The organism is Paenibacillus sp. FSL H8-0537, assembly GCF_038051995.1.
Taxonomy (GTDB): domain Bacteria; phylum Bacillota; class Bacilli; order Paenibacillales; family Paenibacillaceae; genus Pristimantibacillus.
In genome coordinates this window covers 6,500,823-6,520,564 of the sequence record NZ_CP150290.1, presented here as the reverse complement: position 1 = coordinate 6,520,564, position 19,742 = coordinate 6,500,823, and the positions used below count along the sequence as shown (strand labels likewise).

The following is a 19,742-nucleotide window of genomic DNA, read 5'->3' as shown; positions in this document are numbered from 1 at the left end:
TTTTCGCTCAAATCGCTGCTATCTAAATATATTTGGTTAAAAAAGCTAACATTTTTATATGAAAACGGTGGAAATGTATGTTAATATACTTAACATATAAGAAGATTAAGGAAGGGCATAGGGGGAGTGCGTATGTTTGATTGGCTAGGTACAAGGACGGGGTTTCCACTGTGGGTATCATGGAAGCTCAATTCTGGCATAAAGGAAGATGTCGAGCACATTTTCGAAGGCGTTGCAGATACTCGCAAAGAGCTGCTGCTGCAATGGGCGGATGAGTATTGGGGGCATATGGAGCGCCTGTCGAATCAATTATCGGATGGCCTATCCGCACTGCAAACCGCTGCGTTCTCAAAAGAACAGCAGAAATGGATAGCTCCTTTGCTCGAACGATCCTATGCGAGGGGTATGGATTTTACGGAGCTGTTCCTCCTAGACAACCACAACCATGTAGCTCACTCCACCTATCCCACACATATCGGCACACATTATGGAGAGGGCAGTCCCCTTTCTCCAGGTATGCAATACACCCAAATAGGCAGCAGCCCAGCGGGCAGACGCTGCTTCTTTGGTCCTTTCGAAGACGTGATTACACTCAAGCTAGGGGCTCGAACGTCCTCTTTTCACGACAAAATGACGATCATGTTCATGCAGCCGCTGCATGTGAACGGCAGCAGAGTCGGAACCTTATGCGGGAGAGTGCCTAACGATGTGCTGGGCGATTTGATTCAGCGTGAGTCAGGGCATGTATATCCGGATTCAGGCGACAATTATTTGTTTATGGCAGAGCCTAGCCTGCAGCATAATATTGTGCCTGGAACTGCGTTGTCCCGCAGCCGCTTTGAGGATCGTACATTCACACATGGCGAAAATTTAAAGGATGGCGTAACGACAGATTGGGGTACCGTATCAATTAAGGAACATACTGAGCTGGAAATTATTTTTACCGATCCGGCAACGGGCGAGCTGCATCCTGGCGTCGCAGGCACGATTCGCAATGGCAGTAATTTGTTCGCTCAGTTCCCCGGTTATTCGGATTATCGCCACATTGCCGTTATAGGCAAAGGCGTTACCTTCCGAATGCCTCATTGCCCTGATCTATGGGGGATGATGTGCGAGGGCGATCTTGAAGAGGTTTACCGGCTGCGCAGTATTGGCTGGCGGCAGCGCAAGCTGCAAATGTATGCGGCAATGCTGCAAAGCGTACTAACGTTTCTGCTTGCTTCACTGGTAATCGGCTATATGCCACTATGGGGAGCGGCAGCTGTGCTTGGCGGATTTAATTTGCTGTTCGGCATTTTGTTTGCGATGTCGGTGCAGCGCAAGGAATCACAGCGGGTGACGGGGCACATGGAGCGAATCAACCGTTTTATTCGCATTAATGCCGAGGGGAAAGGTGATCTAACCCAGCGGCTTTCGACGAATGAGTTCGATTGCGACGAGACGCAGGAGCTGGCAAAATGGATCAACAATATGATCGATTCCCTCGAAGGCATTATGCTGCAGGTGAAGCTCACTGCTGCTGAGGTGCTGAGCAGCCAGTCCGTTATGAATGAATCTTCTGCGAATACTGCCTTGTCAACGGAGCGTGTAGGCAGCAAGGTAGGGCATATGATTGGCAGCCTGCGCCACCAATTGAAGGATATTGACAAGGCGAAGCATGCGGCTGGCGAAATGCGCGATACGCTGTCCGTGCTGGAGACTCAGGCGGCAGAGCAAATCGCAGTCGCGCAAACGGAGGTAGGCCGTATTGGGGAGAAGATGCAGCATATTTCCTCTAAGGTAGGAGATACGAACGGTACAATTCGCAAGTTTATGAAGACGGTGGAAGATATTCGTGATGTGCTGCAGGTTATTGAGGAAATATCTTCGCAAACCAATTTGCTGGCATTAAATGCTTCTATTGAGGCGGCGCGTGTCGGAGAGCAGGGGCGTGGCTTCGCGGTCGTCGCTTCCGAAATCCGCAAGCTGGCGGAATTGACGAAGAAATCGACAGAGGAAGTACATGGGATTACGCAGCAAATTTATTCAGAAGCCGAACAGGCCTATCATTCTATGGACGAAGGTACGAAAGTTGTAGAAGAGGGAACTGAACTGGTTGCCGCCGCAGCCCGCACGCTGCAATCGGCGCAAGCGGACGATCAACGCAAAACCCAGGTTGTGGAGGAGGTTGTTAAGCTGATGGAGCAAATTGCCGAGGTCAGCCTGCAAAATCGCTCGGTTTCCTCTGATGTGGAAGGACAAGTGCAGGAGTTGATTGTGGAGATGGATAATGTACGCCATACATCAACGAATGTCGAGTCTATTACAATGCTGCTTCAGCAGCTCGTAGGCCAATTCAAATTAACAGAATCTAGAATCAGATAACGGTCACAAGCAGGAAAATAATAGAATAGTAGGGTGGGAAAAGGCTTGCGAATCGCGGTTTTCAGCGGTTTGGCAGGCCTTTTCACTGTGGACGCATCTAAAACTCCATCATAGACGGTAGTGGGAGCATTTGTTATAATTGTAACTATTATTAGATAGGAAAAAAGCAAAATGCAACCCTTTTTCATCGGATAGTTGAAGGTGACGGCAAAGGGAAGATAGCGCCATGCTAGGCTAACATGTGTGGGCGGAGCAAATCCCTTTTTGCAAGGACCGAAGCTTATGATTAGCTCGGTCCTTTTATGTTAAACTTAGGAGAGGGAGAGTGCGGTTCATTGTTTAATGAATGGTTTACGGCAGAAACAACCGCGTTCTTCCTTTATTCGGCCCTTGTTGTCGCGGGCTCTTTCATTATGATTCACGCCAGGATGCTGCCCAGGCTGGCACTAGGCGTAGTGTTCACGATTATTGGAAATTCAGGGCTGCTCGTCCGATTGGATGCTGGTCTGATTGCGCTTTTTCAGGCACTCTTATATGTTGGGACAATGGGGATATTACTAGGCTCAGAGATTAGGAGACATGCGGAAATAGGCAGGCATAACCGAGCGATTGCAATCGCTTCTCGCGAAATGGCAGCTGCTGCAGGCATTCCGCTTTTACTCTCTATTCTTTTCTATGTCATTGTAGAGACGCCCTATTCAGGCGCTGAAATGCCGCTGCTTCCTGCCCATTTGATGATAGCGGCGACGCTGATGGCTATTGGTGTGTATGGGGCAATTGTCAAAAGAAATTCATTGGTGGCCTTGCTGTGTGTAAGTATCATTTTATGCGGAGCCCAGTTGAATATTGCTGCTTTAAGCTTATTTAAGCAGGGGATAACGGAAGGGCTTCGAACGCTCCCTCTGGTGGTTTTTTTCGCTCAGGCTTCAATTGGTGTGGCCGTATTAAATGTATTATACAAACGAGACTCCACCACTAAGGAGTTGCGAGGAAATTAGTACCCGCTTTTGTCAACAAATTGGCGGTACTTTATTTAAATATAAGATTTTATAAGTTTCACACCTATAAATAGGCTTATATTTCTCGGGCTGAAACGCGCCGCGCCGCCAAAGGACGGCGACAGCCGTTTCACCTTGCGTCGCAGTCTCTAATCGTGAACAATAGTTGGACAGGAGGTGATCGTAGCAGATGCAAATGTATGCCGAGGCTGCTTTTCTTATTCCGCTGCTGCCGCTTGCTGCTTTTTTGATCCTGATGGCACTTGGCCGAGGGTCTCATCCTGCAGGTGTCTTTGTTGGAACGGGAGGCGCAGCTGCCTCGCTGCTGTTGTCGCTTCTGGTATGTATCGAGCGGTTCCGCGAGGGGGCGGTCGATTATAATGATAGCTTTAACTGGATTTCTATAGATCGCTTTACACTGCGAATTGGATTTGAAGTTACCAATATGAGCGCGCTGCTGCTGGTAGGTGTCAGCTTGCTGAGCGTTCTTGTTCATGTTTATACCGCTGGTTACATGAAAAAGGATGAACGCTTGACGGTGTTTTACAGCTATTTATCCTTATGCACCTTCTCGCTGCTAGCGCTTACTCTTGCAGATAACTTACTCGCCTTTTATTTGTTTTGGGAGCTGGCCTCCGTCAGCCTATTTTTGTTGTTTGGCTTCTGGTACGCGAAGAGTGCAGCGCGAGCCGCTGCCAATAGAGCTTTTATAATGATGCGTATAGCTAGTGCGGGGCTGCTGCTTGCGCTGCTGCTGCTGTTCTGGTTCATGCCGGAGCATGCGCTCGATTTTGCTGCTATACATAATGTATTTGAAGGCCAATCCGGTGCGATTGCAAAAAATATGACGCTGCTGATCGCGAGCTTGCTGCTGCTTGGAGCGGCTGGAATGGCTGCGCAGTTTCCGCTTTACGCTTGGTTAATTAGTGCGGAACAAGCCCCTGCTCCAGCGAGCGCGCTGCTGCAAGGAGCCGGCATGATGTCCGGAGCGCTGCTTCTGTACAAAACGACAGAAATTTTCCAATTGGCTCCAGCCGTAACGAAGGCAGCGCTCTATATTGGCGTTGTGACAGCGGTCTACGCTGCTGTAAGGGCGCTAATGGAGCGAGATATAAATAAAGTAATGATTTATTCGACGATTAGCCAGTTAGGGGTCGTTCAGCTTTCGCTTGCTATCGGGGCAGCTACGAGCAGTATGCTTTATGTGCTGGTCCATGCGATTGTCAAAACGCTGCTCGTACTGGCAGCAGGCTATCTATTGCGGACAGTTGGAACAACGGATATAAGGGGCATGGGCGGCTTGCGCAAGCATATGCCTCTTGCAGCGTGGACGTTTTTAATTGGCGGCTTGGCTTTATGCGGGATTCCCCCTCTTACGGGCTTCTGGCTGCAGCAGTCTATTTGGGTGGAAGCATCGGAGCGGCATATCGTATGGCTAGCTGCGATCATGCTTGTACTGCTTTTGACAGCAGCTTACATGTCCCGCATGTATTTTCTTATATTTGAAGGCAAGCCGCGCTTGGCTGCAGCAGCAATACTTGATCGAGGGCAAAAGCGTTCGCGCCTTATGAGCTATTCGATTGCTGCACTTGCCATAATCGTTGTCCTTTCAAGCTTCTTTCAATTGGTCTGGGGCAGCTTGCCTGAACGATGGCTCGATGGAGAAGCGGCTGGCAGGCCGGGCAGTATGTCCGTAGTATTGATGCTGGCTGCTGTGGCGATTCTTCTAGGCGGAGCTTGGCTTGGATGGCTTAAAAACAAAAGAGAAACGAGCGAGCTGCTGTCTGAAGAAACGAAGCTTTGGGATGCTTCTACCGGATGGGCGGCAGGTAAAGCGAGTGCGCTTCAGCGGCCGTTTGCCGCCGCTGGAGCGGTATTAGCAGCGATTGAGCAAGCTATGGGCGCGCTGCCCAAGCTGGCGGCTCAGCTATTGTATGCGATGGGGAGGCTGGCTGTGAGCTGGAGCGCTCGCAGTACGATTCGAGGGATGGGACTGGCGATCATACTCGGCCTGGTCATCACGATCATCATCATGGCAGCAAAGGGGGAGTGGTAAAATGGCATTTTTGACAGAGCTGCCGCTTTTGTCTTTGATGTGGCTGACCCCTGCCGCCGGGATGCTGCTTGTACTGCTCGTTCCAGCAGGGCAAGGACGAGCGTTGCAGTCGCTTGCAGTGCTTGCGGCGCTGCTTCCGCTGCTGTTTGCCGCTTTTTTATATGCGACGTTTAATCAGCAGCAGGGAGGCGGCGCTTATGCGGAGCAGCATCCGTGGATTGAAATTCCGCTTCCTTTTGCTATATCAGCAGGACAAGCATATAGCGAAGCAAAATTATCCTTCTCCTATGCGGTTGCGGTAGACGGGCTCTCGCTGCCCTTGCTGCTCGCTGCCGCCCTAGTGACAGGGCTTGCTGTTGTGACAGCTGTTCAGCTTAGAAAGCGGCGCAAAGCGTTTTATTTTTGGCTGCTATGGTTGGAAGCTTCACTGATGGGGCTTTTTATCGCCAGAGATGTTTTGCTGTTTATTGTATTTTTACAGGCTGCGATCGTCGCTCTTTATTTTCTGGTTGGCATTTGGGGCAATCCGGATAGCGAGCGTACGGCGAATCGGCTATTGGCAGGGGCTGGACTCAGTTCCATGCTGCTGCTTGTCGTATTCCTCATTTTGACCTGTACGGCGGGTCTTCGTGTAGAAAAGGCTGGCGAGCAGCTCCAGACGGTATACAGCGGGGGATACGGGGGAATCGCCCATGGACTGCTTGCAGGAGAAACGGCAATGAGCCAAGAGGTACAACATAGGGGAGCCACTGAGCCATTGTCCGAAGGTGTGAGGATGGTGCTGTTTATTTTGCAGCTTATTGGTTTCGGGCTGCTTATGCCGCTTCTGCCCGTTCATAGCTGGCTTATGAAAGCGCAGGCCAGTGCGCCAATATCGGTAGCGATGATTATTTCAGGGCTGCTTCCGGCTGCTGGGGCTTATGGACTGCTGCGTTATGGGGTATTTTTGTTTCCAGAGCAAGCGGAGAAAATGGCCCCAGCCATAGCGGCTATCGGTATTATTCAGCTTCTGTATGGTGCTTTGCTGGCGCTGCGCCAAACAGATATGAGGCAGCTGCTTGCTTACGCTTCACTTAGCCAAATGGGATTCATTTGGCTGGGTATCGCCGCCTTTAATGAGATTGGGCTGCAAGGGACGATCTTTCAGCTCATGGCGGTCAGCTTATGCTTTGCCCTGCTGTGGCTCGTTGTCGGCAGCTTGCAGGAGAGGGCTAAAACGACGGTGATATCCGAGCTTGGCGGCTTGGCCCGCTCGCTTCCGTTTATTTGCGGCATGCTTATGGCCGCCGTGCTGTCGCTTATCGGCATTCCCGGCCTAGCTGGCTTTCCCGGGATTTTGCTGTCGCTGCTCGGCTTGTTCGACACGCTGCCATGGCTCGCAGCTGCCGCAATACCAGGAATCGTGCTCACTGCGGTTTACATGCTGAGAGGCCTGCTGAGCGTAATCTTCGGACCGATTGATGAGCGGCATAGCGCTTTCAAGGACGCCCGCTTCATTGAGGCGATGCCGATGATTATATTGCTTGCCTTTATCGTCCTTCTGGGCTGCTTCCCGTCATTTTTAACGGATACGGTGCAGCAAAGCATTACGGGGCTTTATAGTCAGCTGCTGTCAGGCAGGATGGAGGGATAGGCTCATGACAAATAGTGAAGCGCTGGGGTCGCAGTTTTGGTTGGGTACGGTGCAGCTTATTCCGGAGCTGCTCCTCCTTTTGCTGCTGGTTATGCTGGCTGCTGGTTACCGGTTTCGCTTGTGGAACCGAAAGGGAGCGCCGTCAGGCGGGCTGATGCTGCCTTGGCTGGCCATCGTATTTGCGGCCGCTTTATGGCGCATGTTAGCGAATGATGCAGAGGCGGCGATAGCGATTGCAGCAGGCAGACAGACCGGCGGAGTCGCGGGAATCACGTATCTTGCCTTGAATACGGAAAGCCTAATGTTTCTGCTGGCTATTGCGGGCGCAATCGTAGTGGTGCTGCTCAGCCTCGGAGAAGAGCGGGAGCAGCGTATCAACCATTATTTTTATATTCCTGCAGCCCTGCTTGGTATTCGTCTGATGCTGACGCCTTCCAATCTGATTACATTGTATGTTGGACTTGAGCTATTTAGCTTGGCGGCGCTCAGCTTGATTTTTGCCTCGTTAGACAAGCGCTATAAGCAGCTTTCGCGGCCCGGGCGCCCGGCATTGCGCTTCTCGGCTCGTTCCGGTGTCGCTACTGCCCTGCTGCTGTTCGGCATGTCTTATATTTATGGTTTTACTGGAGAGCTGGACTTTTCTGCTATTCGCGCGGGCATTTCTGATTTGAAGCCGTATGCTTCACTTGTCTACATAGCTATTTTGCTGATGGCATGTGGTTTGGGCGTTAAAGTGGCAGCTCTGCCATTTGGCATCTGGGTATCAAACGATGAGAATAAAAGCACAAGCTTCTCTTATATGGCTGGCGCAATATTTCTGACGATAGCAGGCCAAGGGGCAACTGCCGCTGTATTATTTCACTTGCTCCATGAAATGGGAATTGTTCAACTATTGGGTTTCAATAGCGCCTATATCGGCTTGCAGGCAATTGCAGCCAGCCAAATAGCTTGGGGCACGGTCGCCCTGCTGAGACAAAAGCAGGCTGCTCATATATTGGGCTGGGCGAGCGTCATCAACAGCGGTTATTTGCTTGTTCCGGTTGCGCTTAGTCTTGCACCTGTTTACAGCAGCTCATTGGCACCGCTCGTCTATCAATTCTCTGTGTATATGCTGGCGATGTTTGGGGCTACGGCAGTTTTGGCAGTCGTTCAGAAAGCGGTGGGGCATGGCAAGCTCAGCGGTCTGGCTGGCTTGTATCATCGGTCACCTTGGCTCGCGGCGGCTATGACTGTTTTCGTTCTGTCGCTTGCAGGAATGCCCGTTACAGGAGGCTTTTTTGCTAAAGTGTATATTTGGCTGGGCAGCACCGCAGCAGAGGCCTATTGGCTGCTGGGCGTCATGGCTGTGTGCAGTCTGGCGGCCGCCTATGCTTATTTCGGCTTCATCCGGCAAATGTTCATGAGAACAGGCAGCGACGAGCGGACGCTTCCGCTTCCCCTTGCCGCTTCTGTGGGTATTGCGATTTGCGCCGTTACTCTTGTCGTGCTGGGCTTGTTCCCAGGCTTGCTGATGAAGTAGCTGGGACTGCTGATTGGAAGGGCCCCTACTGGGTAAGAAGACAGTATGGATTCCTGCAAGCGGGGTCTCTAGTCGTTATCTTAAGCGAGAACAAGGACAAGTCTGCTCGAAGCGCGAAAGTTACAGGGGAGAGTTAGCAGATTCAACGGTATTAGAATGAGAGAGTTAGCGGATACAACGGCATTAAATAGATGTTTATTGCGGGCAAGAATGAGTGCGAAGTGCAAGTGCGGAGTGCAAGTGCGAAGTGCGGAGTGCAAGTGCGAAGTGCGGAGTGCAAGTGCGAAGTGCGGAGTGCAAGTGCAAGTGCAAGTGCAAGTGCGAAGTGCGAATGAAGAGCGCAAATGAAAAGCATGTATGAAAAGCATGAGAAAATTACGAATGCAAAGTGCGAGAAAAATACGAATGCAAAGGCAGAATAATAACATGAAGCTTAATCATGGTAGGTTCCGCAGTTTGCGCCGCCAGCTTGCTGCGCTGCTGGCGATTATGTTGCTCTGCGGCGTTGTACCCGCCGCAGTGCCCTTGGCGGCGGAGCGCATTGACGCCGCCCCAAGTGCTAAAGAGGAGCCGCCGCAAAGCTGGCTCCTCAAATGGAGCGACCCCGCGCAAGCAGCTGAGCTGCGCGGGACGCTCGTGATCCGCCGCCAGGCTGAGGCGGCGGTCGACGTCGTACGTCCGGCCGAGGCATCGGCGGACGTCGAAGCATGGCTGCGCCGGCTGCGAAGCACGCCGGGCGTCGAATACGTGCACCCGAATGGTCGGGTGCACGCCTTAGAGCTGTCCGCCGCACAGCAGGCGGACGACAGCCCTCCAGCCGAAGCTGCCGCCGGCGAGGCTTCGGCCCTTGCAGCCGCCGCTGCGCCAAAAGTGGCGGCCAGCGACCCCGAGCTTGCGAAGCAAAGCTATCTCAAGCAGATCGGCGCGCTAGCCGCTTGGAAAACCGTGCGCGAGCAAACCGCGCTGACAATCGCGATTGTCGATACGGGCATCGATCTCGACCATCCCGATCTCAAGAAAAATCTCGTCCCCGGCATCAACTTGATCGATACGGACATGCCGCCTGAGGATAATAACGGCCACGGGACAAGCGTGGCCGGAGTGATCGCCGCATCTGGCAACAATGGCATTGGCGTGTCCGGCATTTTGTGGAAAGCGAAGCTGATGCCGATCAAGGCGCTTGATCATAATGGCGATGGCACGGAGCAGGATTTGGGCGAAGCGATTTTGTACGCCGTGCGCAAGCAAGCCAAAATCGTCGTGCTCTCCGTCGGATTATATCGTTATTCTCCTTATATGCAGGACATTGTAAACTATGCCGAAAGCAAAGGGGTGCTGCTAGTAGCGGCCGCGGGCAATGACGGTCAGTCGCTCGAAGGCATGGCTGTTGTAAAATACCCTGCCGCTTATTCGACGGTGCTTGCCGTTGGCGGCGTGAAGGCTGACAATTCGCCAGATTTGCGTTCGAATCCCGGTACGGAGCTGGATTTGTCAGCAGCCTGGAACGTTTATACGACGGCGGTAGGCGGGAGCTATAAGAAGGAGGAGGGCACGTCGATGGCTGCTCCTCAGGTGGCTGCGGCGGCGGCACTCATCTGGGCCAGTTATCCGAAGCTCAAAACGTATCAAGTCAGGGAGCTGCTGCGCCAAACGACGCGCAACATTGGCCAGTCTGGCTTCGACAATCGCACAGGCTACGGGCTGCTGCAAATTGATAAAGCATTGAGCACACCAGTTAATGCCGACGGCTTTGAGCCGAATGACACGAGGGGCACGGCTGCGCTTCTACCCTTGAACAAGCAAATATCTGCCGTTCTGAATACGGGCAAGGATATCGACTGGTATACGGTGGAGGCTCCGTATGACGGCAAGCTCACGATGAAATACCAGTCGCTCACAGAATCTGGAGCCGCGATTCCGCCAATTCGGCTGCTGCATTATGTGAACGGTGTCCAAAAAAATACGTATACGACGAAGCTTGCCAGTGGCAATGCCGAGTTCACGGTAAAGAAAGGGACGCAAAAAATAGGCGTCCAGTTTATGAACAGCGATAACGGCGCCCGCCAGCCTTATTTGCTGGACTCCTCTTTTATCATGAAGCCTGATGCTTATGAATCGAATGACCAGACGTATGAAGCATTCGCTTTGTCGCCGCGCAGCCAGACGGTAGTGGGCAACTTCCATCAGAAGGCGGATCGCGACTGGTATGCGATTACCTTCAAGCAAAGCGGCACGCTGCGCCTTACCTTGGAAGGGAATACAGCGCGAATTGATCCAGGCCTTGCAATTCAGCGCGCCGGACAATCGCTTCGGACCTATGACGAGGAGTCGGAAGGCCAAGCTGAAATCTCGCCTATCTTGACAGTAACACCCGGGAAATATTATATTCGTGTGCATAATGCGATTTCGTCTGAGGCCAGCCCCGTTATTGGACAGTACACGCTTAAAATTAATTATGTGCCGAAATACGATGATCCTAACGAGCCAAACAATCAGTATTACGAAGGCTTGAGCATACGCAGCGGTACAGAGTATGTAGGTGTCATTGACAGCAGCACCGATGTCGATTGGTTCCAGCTGCGCCTCACCAAAGCGAGCCAAATTGATTTGCAAGTGTTTAATGTTCCGTCAGGAAAGGTAATGCAAGTCATAGCATACGATAAAAAGCAGCAGCAGCTGTTTGCACAGAAAACAGGCAGCACAGGCAAGCTCGAAGTGAAAAACAAGCGGCTTCCTGCTGGCGTTTATTATTTTAAACTGACAGCCAATGAGCCCTTCGACAAGCAATATTACCGCTTCAAGGTCACGGTCAAAAATGCAGTTTCTGGAGCTGCTGCGATGACTGAGCAGCAGCTCCCGGTAAGCGAAGCGGGAGGCGATGAAGCACGCCGCATGTTTGGAATGGAGGACCCTGCCCTGGAAAGCAGAGGGGGGCCATTTACTAAAGAGCGGCTGCTCGTGCAGTAGCCTTAGTAAAGGAGTAAACAGGCGGCACACCGGAACTTAAGGTGAATAGAAGGAGGCATTTGGAGCACAGATGGGTTTGACTCAGGATATGTTGAACAGCATGCAGACAGCCACAGGAGTAACGGGACTGTTCTCCATTGTTGTAACGCTCGTTAGCATTATACTTATATGGTTTATTATGCAGGAGCTGAAATGGGAAGCATTTTTTGCTTTTCCCCGCAGCCCGAAGGCTCGCATGTTGCAGGCGGTTATTGCTGTCATACTCGGGCACGCATTTGCCAGCTTCATTTTGGATTACTGGTCTTGGACGACAATGCTGAAGAGTTTTGTCGAATAACGAGAGCGGAATATGTTAACAATGGGTAGTACATGACGGACTGAAAATCCCGCCCGCTTCCGAACGCTATACAAGTGCGGGAATTTTGTTCCAGTATCAGGCAGGGCAACACCTAAAAGCATCGTTCAGCATAAGATGTTAGGGTCAGGATAGGGCTGCTTTAAATGCTGCGGTTACACGGAAATTTAAAGCTTGTCGATTAGTGTAGATAAGTGTTAATATGGAGTTTGGATTAAGACGGGAATTTTTCACTTTTAAACAATAATTTTAAAGCGAGAGACAGAAATTCAGTTCGCGGAGGGAACCATAAGATGACCAAAATTATCGTCCGCGGAGGCAAGCGTTTATCGGGAACGGTACGTGTCAGCGGTGCAAAAAATGCAGTACTCCCCATTCTAGCAGCCTCTTTACTTGCGACGGAAGGAGACAGCGTCATCTGTGACGTTCCCCTCCTCGACGATGTCATGACTATACAGAAGGTATTGGCATCATTAGGCGCAACGATATCGTATCAAGATACAACAATGAGAATATCGGCGGGAACAATTGCTTCTTATGAGGCGCCCTATGAGCTGATTCGCAAAATGCGTGCTTCCTTCCTTGTTATGGGACCGCTGCTTGCACGAATCGGCAAGGTGCGTATTTCGCTTCCAGGCGGCTGCGCGATTGGCACACGTCCGATTGATCAGCATTTGAAAGGCTTCGAAGCGATGGGAGCGGAAATTACGCTCGGACACGGCTTCATTGAAGCAAGCACAAGCACGCGTCTCAAGGGCGCAAAAATATATCTCGACGTAGCAAGCGTAGGCGCTACCGAGAACATTATGATGGCTGCTGCACTCGCAGAAGGCACAACGCTGCTTGAGAATGCCGCGAAGGAGCCGGAAATCGTCGACCTCGCCAATTATTTGAACGCGATGGGCGCGAAGGTTCGCGGCGCGGGCACAGGACTCATTCGCATTGAAGGCGTTGAAAGCTTGCACGGTGTGACGCATCATGTTATTCCTGATCGGGTAGAAGCGGGTACTTATATGATTGCTGCAGCGATTACAGGCGGCGACGTATTTGTGGAAGGCGCGATTGGCGATCATTTGACACCGGTCATTTCCAAGCTGCAAGAGATGGGCGTCGAGGTGCTGGAGTCGGATAACGGCATTCGGGTTAAAGCGGATCACCCGCTGAAGTCGGTAGACGTGAAGACGTTGCCGCATCCAGGCTTCCCGACGGATATGCAATCGCAAATGATGGCGCTCTTGCTCGTATCCGAAGGTACGTCGGTTGTAACCGAAACGGTATTTGAGAATCGCTTCATGCATGTGGAAGAATTCCAGAAGATGAATGCGCATATTAAGATCGAAGGCCGTTCCGCTATCGTTAGCGGAAATATGCCGCTAACTGGCGCGAAAGTATGTGCGACGGACCTGCGTGCAGGCGCAGCCTTGATCTGTGCAGCATTGCGTGCGGATGGCGAGACGGAAGTAACGGGTATCCACCACGTAGATCGCGGTTATGTAGATATTACAGGCAAGCTGGCTTCGCTTGGAGCGCTTATTCACCGCGTTGAAGCGGAGGAGGAAGAGCTGCAGGCGGCTGAAGTGGAAAATGTACTTCAAGCTAAAGCGGTCGCTGCTGTAGAACAAGCGAAGGAAACGGCCGCTGCTATAGCAGCAGTGGAGCTGGATTCGTCTTCTAGCTTCAAGCGTGAGAAGGAAGCAACGGTTTTGAAGGTTCAGCCTACTTGGGCTTAACCATTTAATAAGCATAAGAGCAGAGCTGTTTGCAGACGCGCCGGATGGGGCGATGTGAACAGCTCTTTTTTTTAGAATTTAAGCATGCTGAAGCTGTCCTCTTGACCATAGGCTTCTTGTGGTATGATGAAAGATCAGTTTGAAAGCGTATAACTTTTTGGGAATGAGAAGGAGATTTTATGGCAACTATTCATGATGTCGCGAAGATGGCTAAAGTATCGGTAACGACGGTCTCCCGCGTATTAAACAACAGGGGGTACATTAGCGAGACGACCCGCAATAAGGTGTTCCAGACGATGAAGGAGCTGAATTATCAGCCGAATGAGCTGGCACGTTCTTTGCTGCGCAAGCAATCCAATGTCATCGGGCTTATTATTCCGAACGTGGCTCATCCCTTTTTCGCTGAGCTAGCGAGCCATGTCGAACGTTATGCCTACGAGAAAGGCTATAAAATTATGCTATGCAACTCGCATCTTGATCCTGTGAAGGAGAAGGAATACATCGATATGCTCAAGCGCAACCGAGTAGACGGTATTATTATGGGCAGCCACACGCTTGAGGTTAAGGAGTATAAGGAGCTGCATTCCCCGATTGTAACGATAGATCGGCAGATCAGCGAGGAAATTCCGTTTATTTCATCGGACAATTACAAGGGCGGCAGGCTCGCAGCACAGCTGCTAGTAGACAAAGGCTGCAGAAAAATTGCGCATATTTGCGGGAATTTAGAGCTTCAGCTGCTGGCGAACCAGCGAACGGCTGCTTTCCGTGACGTAATGGCTGCAAATGGGATCGAACCGATTATTATTCAGACGGATATGAACGTGTTTGACGAGCAGCAGTATGAGCAGATTATGAGCCGTCTGTTTGCGGAGCATCCTGAAATCGATGGCCTGTTTGCGACAAGCGATATTATCGCTTCCTTCGCAGTGAAGGAATGCCGCAAGGCGGACAAGTCTATTCCGGAGCAGATCAAAATAATTGGCTATGATGATGTGAGTGCGGCCAATTGGATAACGCCGGCGCTAACGACAATTCGCCAGCCGATTGCCGAAATCGGGCGGGTTGCAGTTGATTCAATCATCCGGCAAATGAACAATGAGCCGCTGGAGCACCGGTATGTTTTGGATGTTGAACTGGTGGAGAGAGTGACGACTTAAGAACGGTTGAAATCCCTTATACAACAAGGGATTTTTATTTTTTGTTTGTAATGTCAATCGTTTGACATGTCAAACGATTGACATATTTTTTAGCACGGACTATAATACGTTATGAAAGCGGTTTATAAAATGGTTCCATCATAGAATATTTATTATTTAGAATCGGGGGACGAACAAATGAAATCTTGGAAAAGCTTGCAAGCTCTATTCGTATCTTTGGTAATGGTTATAGTCGTAACGGCGTGCGGAGGCAATGCTGGCTCAACGCCTGCAGACTCATCCACAGCTGAGGGCGGCGCAAACAGCGGAAGCGCCTCAGGAGAAGTGAAAATAACATTGCTGAATTCCAAAGGGGAAATTCAAACGCAGCTTGAAGATGCAGCTAAAGCCTTTAAAGAGGACTATCCAACTATTACGCTGGAGATCGTTCCTGTTCCGGCAGGACAGTCTCCATTCGAGAAAGCATCCGCGTTGTATGCGGCAAACAGCCCATCGACAATCACGATGCTGGACACAGGAGATGTGGAGAAGTTCAAGGATCGCATTCTCGATCTAAGCGGGGAAAAATGGATGTCCGACAAGGTTGACGGCAGCACGGATCTGACGACCTTTGATGGCAAAAATTACGCGTTCCCGCTTTCGATTGAAGGCTATGGTTTTATTTACAACAAAGCAGTCTTAGACAAAGCAGTTAGCGGCAGCTTCGATCCGGCTACCATTACGACGACACAGGCACTGGAAGATTTGTTTAAAAAGATCGAAGCCTCCGGTACGGGTGCGCTAATCGTCTCGCCAATGGATTGGTCGCTTGCTGCCCACTACCTTCCGCTCGCTTACGCTGGACAATCAGCGGATAAAGCGGTGGTAAACCAGTTTATTACCGATCTGAAGGGCGGAAGCGTAGATCTTTCGACCAACAAAGTGTTTAACGGCCTCATGGATACGTTCGACATTATGAAGGAGCACAACATTGATAAAGCTTCTCCGCTCGCAGGCACATATGAGAAGGGCCCTGAGGTGCTGGGCAAAGGTGAGGTTGGCATTTGGTTCCAGGGCAACTGGGCTTGGCCGCAGATCAGCAGCTTTGATACGGCAAGCGGCGCATACGGCTTCCTGCCAGTGCCGATCAGCAACAACCCAGATGATTTTGGCAACACGCAAATTTCCGCCGCTGTCTCGAAACGTCTCGTTCTAGACAAGGAGAAAAGCACGCCGGAGCAGCAGGCAGCAGCGAAAACGTTCCTGGAGTGGATGGTTTACAAAGAGAAGGGCCAAGACTTCCTGATCAATAAAGCGAACATCGTGCCTGCGTTCAAAAACATTACACTGGAGCCGCAAGATCCGCTTGCTAAGTCGATTGGGGCGTATATCTCTGGCGGCAAAATCGAGGAATCGATGAGTGCGCTCCCTGCGGATCACTGGAGCAAGGTAGGAGCTTCGATGCAGAAATATTTGGCCGGAGCAGCTGACCGCGCTACGCTTGCCAAGGAAATTCAGGAATACTGGACGACTGTAAAGTAGCGTCAACTAGACTACAAACAACAGCTTAGAAGAGGAGGCGATGGGCGGGTGAACGCGGCTTGTCCATTGCTTCGCTTCCATGAAACGTTAGCGAGGGATAACGATGATATCGGAAAAAGGACTTTGGAGCCGTCTTCGGCTTAGGCTGTTGTTCACCGGGCCTACCCTGTTTGCTTTTGCCACCGTAATGATTGTGCCGTTTTTGTACGGCATTTATTTAACCTTTACGAATTGGGATGGCATTTCCACGACGAGTACAATGGTTGGCTTTGAAAACTATGCGTATGTGTTGAAAGATGCGGTATTCTGGAAGTCATTTTATTTAACGCTCAAATATGTGATTATTAGTGTGGCGCTCGTCAATGTGGTAGCCTTTTTGCTGGCGTATTTTTTATCAAGCGGCTTGAAGGGCCAAAGCTTTTTCCGGGCTGGATTTTTCATTCCAAATTTGGTCGGCGGCATTGTGCTTGGATTCGTATGGCAGTTTATTTTCTCTAACGTTCTCGTATCCATTGGACAAAAAACAGGAATTGCCGTATTCGGTACCTCTTGGCTTGCTGATCCGGATAAAGCGTTTTTCGCGCTTATTATTGTCACAGTATGGCAATATGCCGGATATATGATGGTCATATACGTAGCGGGCTTGATGAATGTGCCGAAGGATATTATGGAGGCGGCCAGCATTGACGGGGCAACGGCATTCCGCAAGCTGCGGACGATGATTTTGCCGCTTATGGTGCCATCGTTTATCGTATGTGTATTTTTATCGCTGCAGCGCACGTTTATGGTTTACGATTTGAACCTGACGCTGACGAAGGGCGGACCGTTCAAAAGCACGGAAATGGTCTCCATGCATGTGTATGAGAAAGCGTTCCTCTCAAGAGATTATGGGGTAGGGCAGGCGGAAGCGCTTGTACTGTTCCTGCTCGTAGCGGGCATTACGTTATTGCAAGTGTATTTCAGCAAGAAGCTGGAGGTGGAGGCCTAATGAAACGTTTGAAAGCCTCTATGGAATGGAGCAAGTTTATTGTTTTGCTGGTTGGCCTGGTGGCCTTCGTCTTTCCATTTATTTTGCTAATCGTCAATTCCTTCAAGGAAAATAAAGCGATCACCGCTTCGCCGCTTTCTCTGCCAGGCAGCTTCAATCTGGCTAACTATGAGTCAGCGTTTACGAAAATGAATTATGTATCCGCATTTTCCAATACGGTTATTATTACGGTGCTGAGCGTTCTGCTCATCTCGGTGCTTGCGGCCATGACTGCCCATTTCTTTGTGAGAAATCAAAGCAAATTTAATCAATATACGTTTTTCCTGATGGTAGCGGCGATGATTATCCCATTCCAGGCGATTATGATTCCGCTCGTAAAGGTGTATGGAAATCTGCATTTGCTGGATAACAAATGGTCGCTGATTTATATGTATCTCGGCTTCGGAAGTCCGCTTGCGGTATTCATTTATCATGGTTTTGTGAAAAGCATTCCGGCAGAGCTTGAGGAGGCCGCAATGATTGATGGCTGTACGCGGACACAGACGTTTTTCCGCATTGTGTTCCCGGTACTTGCGCCAACGTCGGTGACGATTGCGATTTTGAATGTACTGTGGATTTGGAATGATTTTCTGCTTCCATCGCTTGTGCTGACTTCGTCAGAGCAGCGTACGCTGCCGCTCTCGACCTTTTACTTCTATGGAACCTATACCGTCGATTACGGGCCGCTGATGGCTGGCCTGCTGCTGACTATTTTGCCGATACTCATCGTCTATTTGTTCGCACAAAAATTTATTATTCAAGGCGTCATGCAAGGCTCCATTAAATAAACGCGTAAGAATAGGATGATTGAACATGTTATACACGCTTGAAAATGCGGAGCAGTTTGTGGCGGAAAGAAAGCATCTGCTGTGCCCGCAGTACCGTCTTGGCTATCATTTGATGGCGGAATTCGGCTGGATGAACGACCCTAACGGTTTTATTTTTCATAATGGGCATTATCATTTGTTTTATCAATATTATCCGTATCAGCCGGCATGGGGGCCGATGCATTGGGGCCATGCGATTAGCCGTGATTTGGTTACTTGGGAGTATGCGCCTGCTGCGCTCGCGCCGGACCAGCCTTATGACAGCGGCGGCTGCTTCTCCGGAAGCGCGATCGTTCATGAGGGCAAGCTTCATCTCATGTATACGGGGCATGTGGTGACAGGGCCAAATGGGGATACGGACTATTATCAGACGCAAAATATTGCGGTATCAGGCGATGGTGTGACATTTGCCAAGCTGGCGAGCAATCCGGTGCTCGGGCTGGAGCAGATTCCGGCTGGAACGAGCCGCAAAGATTTTCGCGATCCGAAGGTGTTTGTTCGGGATGGCTTCTATTATACAGTCATTGGCTCGAATGACGGCGCTGGGCACGGCCTGATTTTGCTTTACCGTTCACAAAACCTCGTGAATTGGGCCTTTGTTGGCGAGATGGCGCGCAGCGACGGACAAATGGGCGACAATTGGGAATGCCCCGATTTGTTTGAGCTTGATGGTTATGATGTGCTGATAATGTCGCCGCAGCGAATGCCAGCTCAAGGTGACCATTATCGCAATCTGCATTCGACCACTTATATGGTAGGAAAATTAAATACGGAGACAGGCTCGTTCTCGTATGACGGCTATGACCCTGTTGATTTCGGCTTTGATTTTTATGCGCCGCAAACGGCATTAGATCCACAAGGCCGGCGCATTGTCATCGGCTGGATGGAAACGTGGGAGCAAGAAATTCCGACCCAGCTCGGACATTATTGGGCCGGGGCGATGACGCTGCCACGTGAAGCTGTGCTGCGCAGCAGCGACAGGAAGCTGCTGTTTCAGCCGCTGGAAGAGCTGAATGCGTATCGCCGCGATAGCTTTGAGCTGAGCGGGCTGGAGCTTGCAGGCGAGCAGCTGCTTGCTGCCCAGGGCGAATGCTATGAGCTTGAAGTAGTGCTTCGTACCGGCAGTGCTCGCGAGTTCGGTTTGAAGCTGCGGACGAATGGGGCGGGAGAAGAGACGGTGTTGGCTTATGATGCGGAGGAAGGGCTATTCCGCTTCAATCGGGATCGCTCCGGAATCGGGCAGGGCGGCGAAAGAAGGACGGACATTGCACTGGCAGAAGGCGGCGATCTTTCGCTGCGGATTTTCGTCGATCAATCGTCCGTTGAGGTATTTCTCCAAGGCGGGGAAAAAGTGATGACCGGGCGTATTTACCCAGGCGAAGCCTCAACAGGCATTGCAGCCTTTGCCTTGGGCGGAACTAGTACACTCGTTTCATTGAAAAAATGGAATATCGAGCGCCAGCTTTAATGAGCGTGACTGGCGCAAGGCCAGGCTTAAGAACAGGACAGGGGGATTTGTCCTGTTCTCTTTTTTATTTTCAGCCGCCGAAATGATGAAGGTTCTTACAGTACGGTACTAGCTAGGCGA

The 19,742-nt window shown here is 50.8% G+C and carries 13 protein-coding genes; all 13 read left to right on the top strand.

Annotated elements, in window-relative coordinates; translation table 11 throughout:
* The first annotated feature begins 132 nt into the window (after window positions 1-132).
* Entirely contained in the window at window positions 133-2,364 is a 2,232-nt protein-coding gene (locus MHB80_RS27590) for a methyl-accepting chemotaxis protein (RefSeq protein WP_341279918.1), read from the top strand.
* Window positions 2,365-2,699: 335 nt separating this feature from the next.
* On the top strand, window positions 2,700-3,362 hold the full coding sequence (locus MHB80_RS27585) for an NADH-quinone oxidoreductase subunit K (protein WP_341279917.1): 663 nt from the start codon (window positions 2,700-2,702) through the stop codon (window positions 3,360-3,362).
* A gap of 190 nt (window positions 3,363-3,552) precedes the next feature.
* Window positions 3,553-5,418 (top strand): proton-conducting transporter membrane subunit, encoded by a 1,866-nt coding sequence (locus MHB80_RS27580; protein ID WP_341279916.1) that lies wholly within the window; start codon window positions 3,553-3,555, stop codon window positions 5,416-5,418.
* A 1-nt stretch (window position 5,419) separates the two neighbouring features.
* The gene (locus MHB80_RS27575) at window positions 5,420-7,051 is read left to right on the top strand and encodes an NADH-quinone oxidoreductase subunit M (protein ID WP_341279915.1); all 1,632 of its coding nucleotides are present in this window, start codon (window positions 5,420-5,422) and stop codon (window positions 7,049-7,051) included.
* 4 nt (window positions 7,052-7,055) lie between these two features.
* Complete coding sequence (locus tag MHB80_RS27570; RefSeq protein WP_341279914.1) at window positions 7,056-8,570, top strand: proton-conducting transporter membrane subunit; 1,515 nt, start codon at window positions 7,056-7,058, stop codon at window positions 8,568-8,570.
* A gap of 426 nt (window positions 8,571-8,996) precedes the next feature.
* Window positions 8,997-11,537 (top strand): S8 family serine peptidase, encoded by a 2,541-nt coding sequence (locus MHB80_RS27565; RefSeq protein ID WP_341279913.1) that lies wholly within the window; start codon window positions 8,997-8,999, stop codon window positions 11,535-11,537.
* Between the two features lie 70 nt (window positions 11,538-11,607).
* Window positions 11,608-11,874 carry a DUF1146 domain-containing protein gene (locus MHB80_RS27560; RefSeq protein ID WP_341279912.1) on the top strand — a complete coding sequence of 89 codons (267 nt, stop codon included), beginning with the start codon at window positions 11,608-11,610 and terminating at the stop codon, window positions 11,872-11,874.
* Window positions 11,875-12,185: 311 nt separating this feature from the next.
* Window positions 12,186-13,622, top strand: a complete 1,437-nt coding sequence (murA, locus tag MHB80_RS27555; protein ID WP_341279911.1) for a UDP-N-acetylglucosamine 1-carboxyvinyltransferase — start codon at window positions 12,186-12,188, stop codon at window positions 13,620-13,622.
* A 179-nt stretch (window positions 13,623-13,801) separates the two neighbouring features.
* Window positions 13,802-14,779: a LacI family DNA-binding transcriptional regulator gene (locus tag MHB80_RS27550; protein WP_341279910.1), complete on the top strand. Its 978-nt coding sequence runs from the start codon at window positions 13,802-13,804 to the stop codon at window positions 14,777-14,779.
* Between the two features lie 177 nt (window positions 14,780-14,956).
* On the top strand, window positions 14,957-16,300 hold the full coding sequence (locus MHB80_RS27545) for an ABC transporter substrate-binding protein (protein WP_341279909.1): 1,344 nt from the start codon (window positions 14,957-14,959) through the stop codon (window positions 16,298-16,300).
* A 103-nt stretch (window positions 16,301-16,403) separates the two neighbouring features.
* Window positions 16,404-17,288 (top strand): sugar ABC transporter permease, encoded by an 885-nt coding sequence (locus MHB80_RS27540; RefSeq protein ID WP_341279908.1) that lies wholly within the window; start codon window positions 16,404-16,406, stop codon window positions 17,286-17,288.
* On the top strand, window positions 17,288-18,115 hold the full coding sequence (locus MHB80_RS27535; RefSeq protein WP_341279907.1) for a carbohydrate ABC transporter permease: 828 nt from the start codon (window positions 17,288-17,290) through the stop codon (window positions 18,113-18,115). The genes MHB80_RS27540 and MHB80_RS27535 overlap by 1 nt, the downstream gene beginning before the upstream one ends.
* 25 nt (window positions 18,116-18,140) lie before the next feature.
* The gene (locus tag MHB80_RS27530; RefSeq protein ID WP_341279906.1) at window positions 18,141-19,622 is read left to right on the top strand and encodes a glycoside hydrolase family 32 protein; all 1,482 of its coding nucleotides are present in this window, start codon (window positions 18,141-18,143) and stop codon (window positions 19,620-19,622) included.
* Window positions 19,623-19,742: the final 120 nt, after the last annotated feature.

Excerpts from the sequence above, each read along its gene's own strand:
- MHB80_RS27545 (WP_341279909.1), top strand. The coding sequence starts at position 14,957 with ATGAAATCTTGGAAAAGCTTGCAAGCTCTATTCGTATCTTTGGTAATG.
- MHB80_RS27570 (WP_341279914.1), top strand. The coding sequence starts at position 7,056 with ATGACAAATAGTGAAGCGCTGGGGTCGCAGTTTTGGTTGGGTACGGTG.
- MHB80_RS27540 (WP_341279908.1), top strand. The coding sequence starts at position 16,404 with ATGATATCGGAAAAAGGACTTTGGAGCCGTCTTCGGCTTAGGCTGTTG.
- murA (WP_341279911.1), top strand. The coding sequence starts at position 12,186 with ATGACCAAAATTATCGTCCGCGGAGGCAAGCGTTTATCGGGAACGGTA.
- MHB80_RS27550 (WP_341279910.1), top strand. The coding sequence starts at position 13,802 with ATGGCAACTATTCATGATGTCGCGAAGATGGCTAAAGTATCGGTAACG.
- MHB80_RS27530 (WP_341279906.1), top strand. The coding sequence starts at position 18,141 with ATGTTATACACGCTTGAAAATGCGGAGCAGTTTGTGGCGGAAAGAAAG.
- MHB80_RS27575 (WP_341279915.1), top strand. The coding sequence starts at position 5,420 with ATGGCATTTTTGACAGAGCTGCCGCTTTTGTCTTTGATGTGGCTGACC.
- MHB80_RS27535 (WP_341279907.1), top strand. The coding sequence starts at position 17,288 with ATGAAACGTTTGAAAGCCTCTATGGAATGGAGCAAGTTTATTGTTTTG.
- MHB80_RS27565 (WP_341279913.1), top strand. The coding sequence starts at position 8,997 with ATGAAGCTTAATCATGGTAGGTTCCGCAGTTTGCGCCGCCAGCTTGCT.
- MHB80_RS27590 (WP_341279918.1), top strand. The coding sequence starts at position 133 with ATGTTTGATTGGCTAGGTACAAGGACGGGGTTTCCACTGTGGGTATCA.
- MHB80_RS27580 (WP_341279916.1), top strand. The coding sequence starts at position 3,553 with ATGCAAATGTATGCCGAGGCTGCTTTTCTTATTCCGCTGCTGCCGCTT.
- MHB80_RS27560 (WP_341279912.1), top strand. The coding sequence starts at position 11,608 with ATGGGTTTGACTCAGGATATGTTGAACAGCATGCAGACAGCCACAGGA.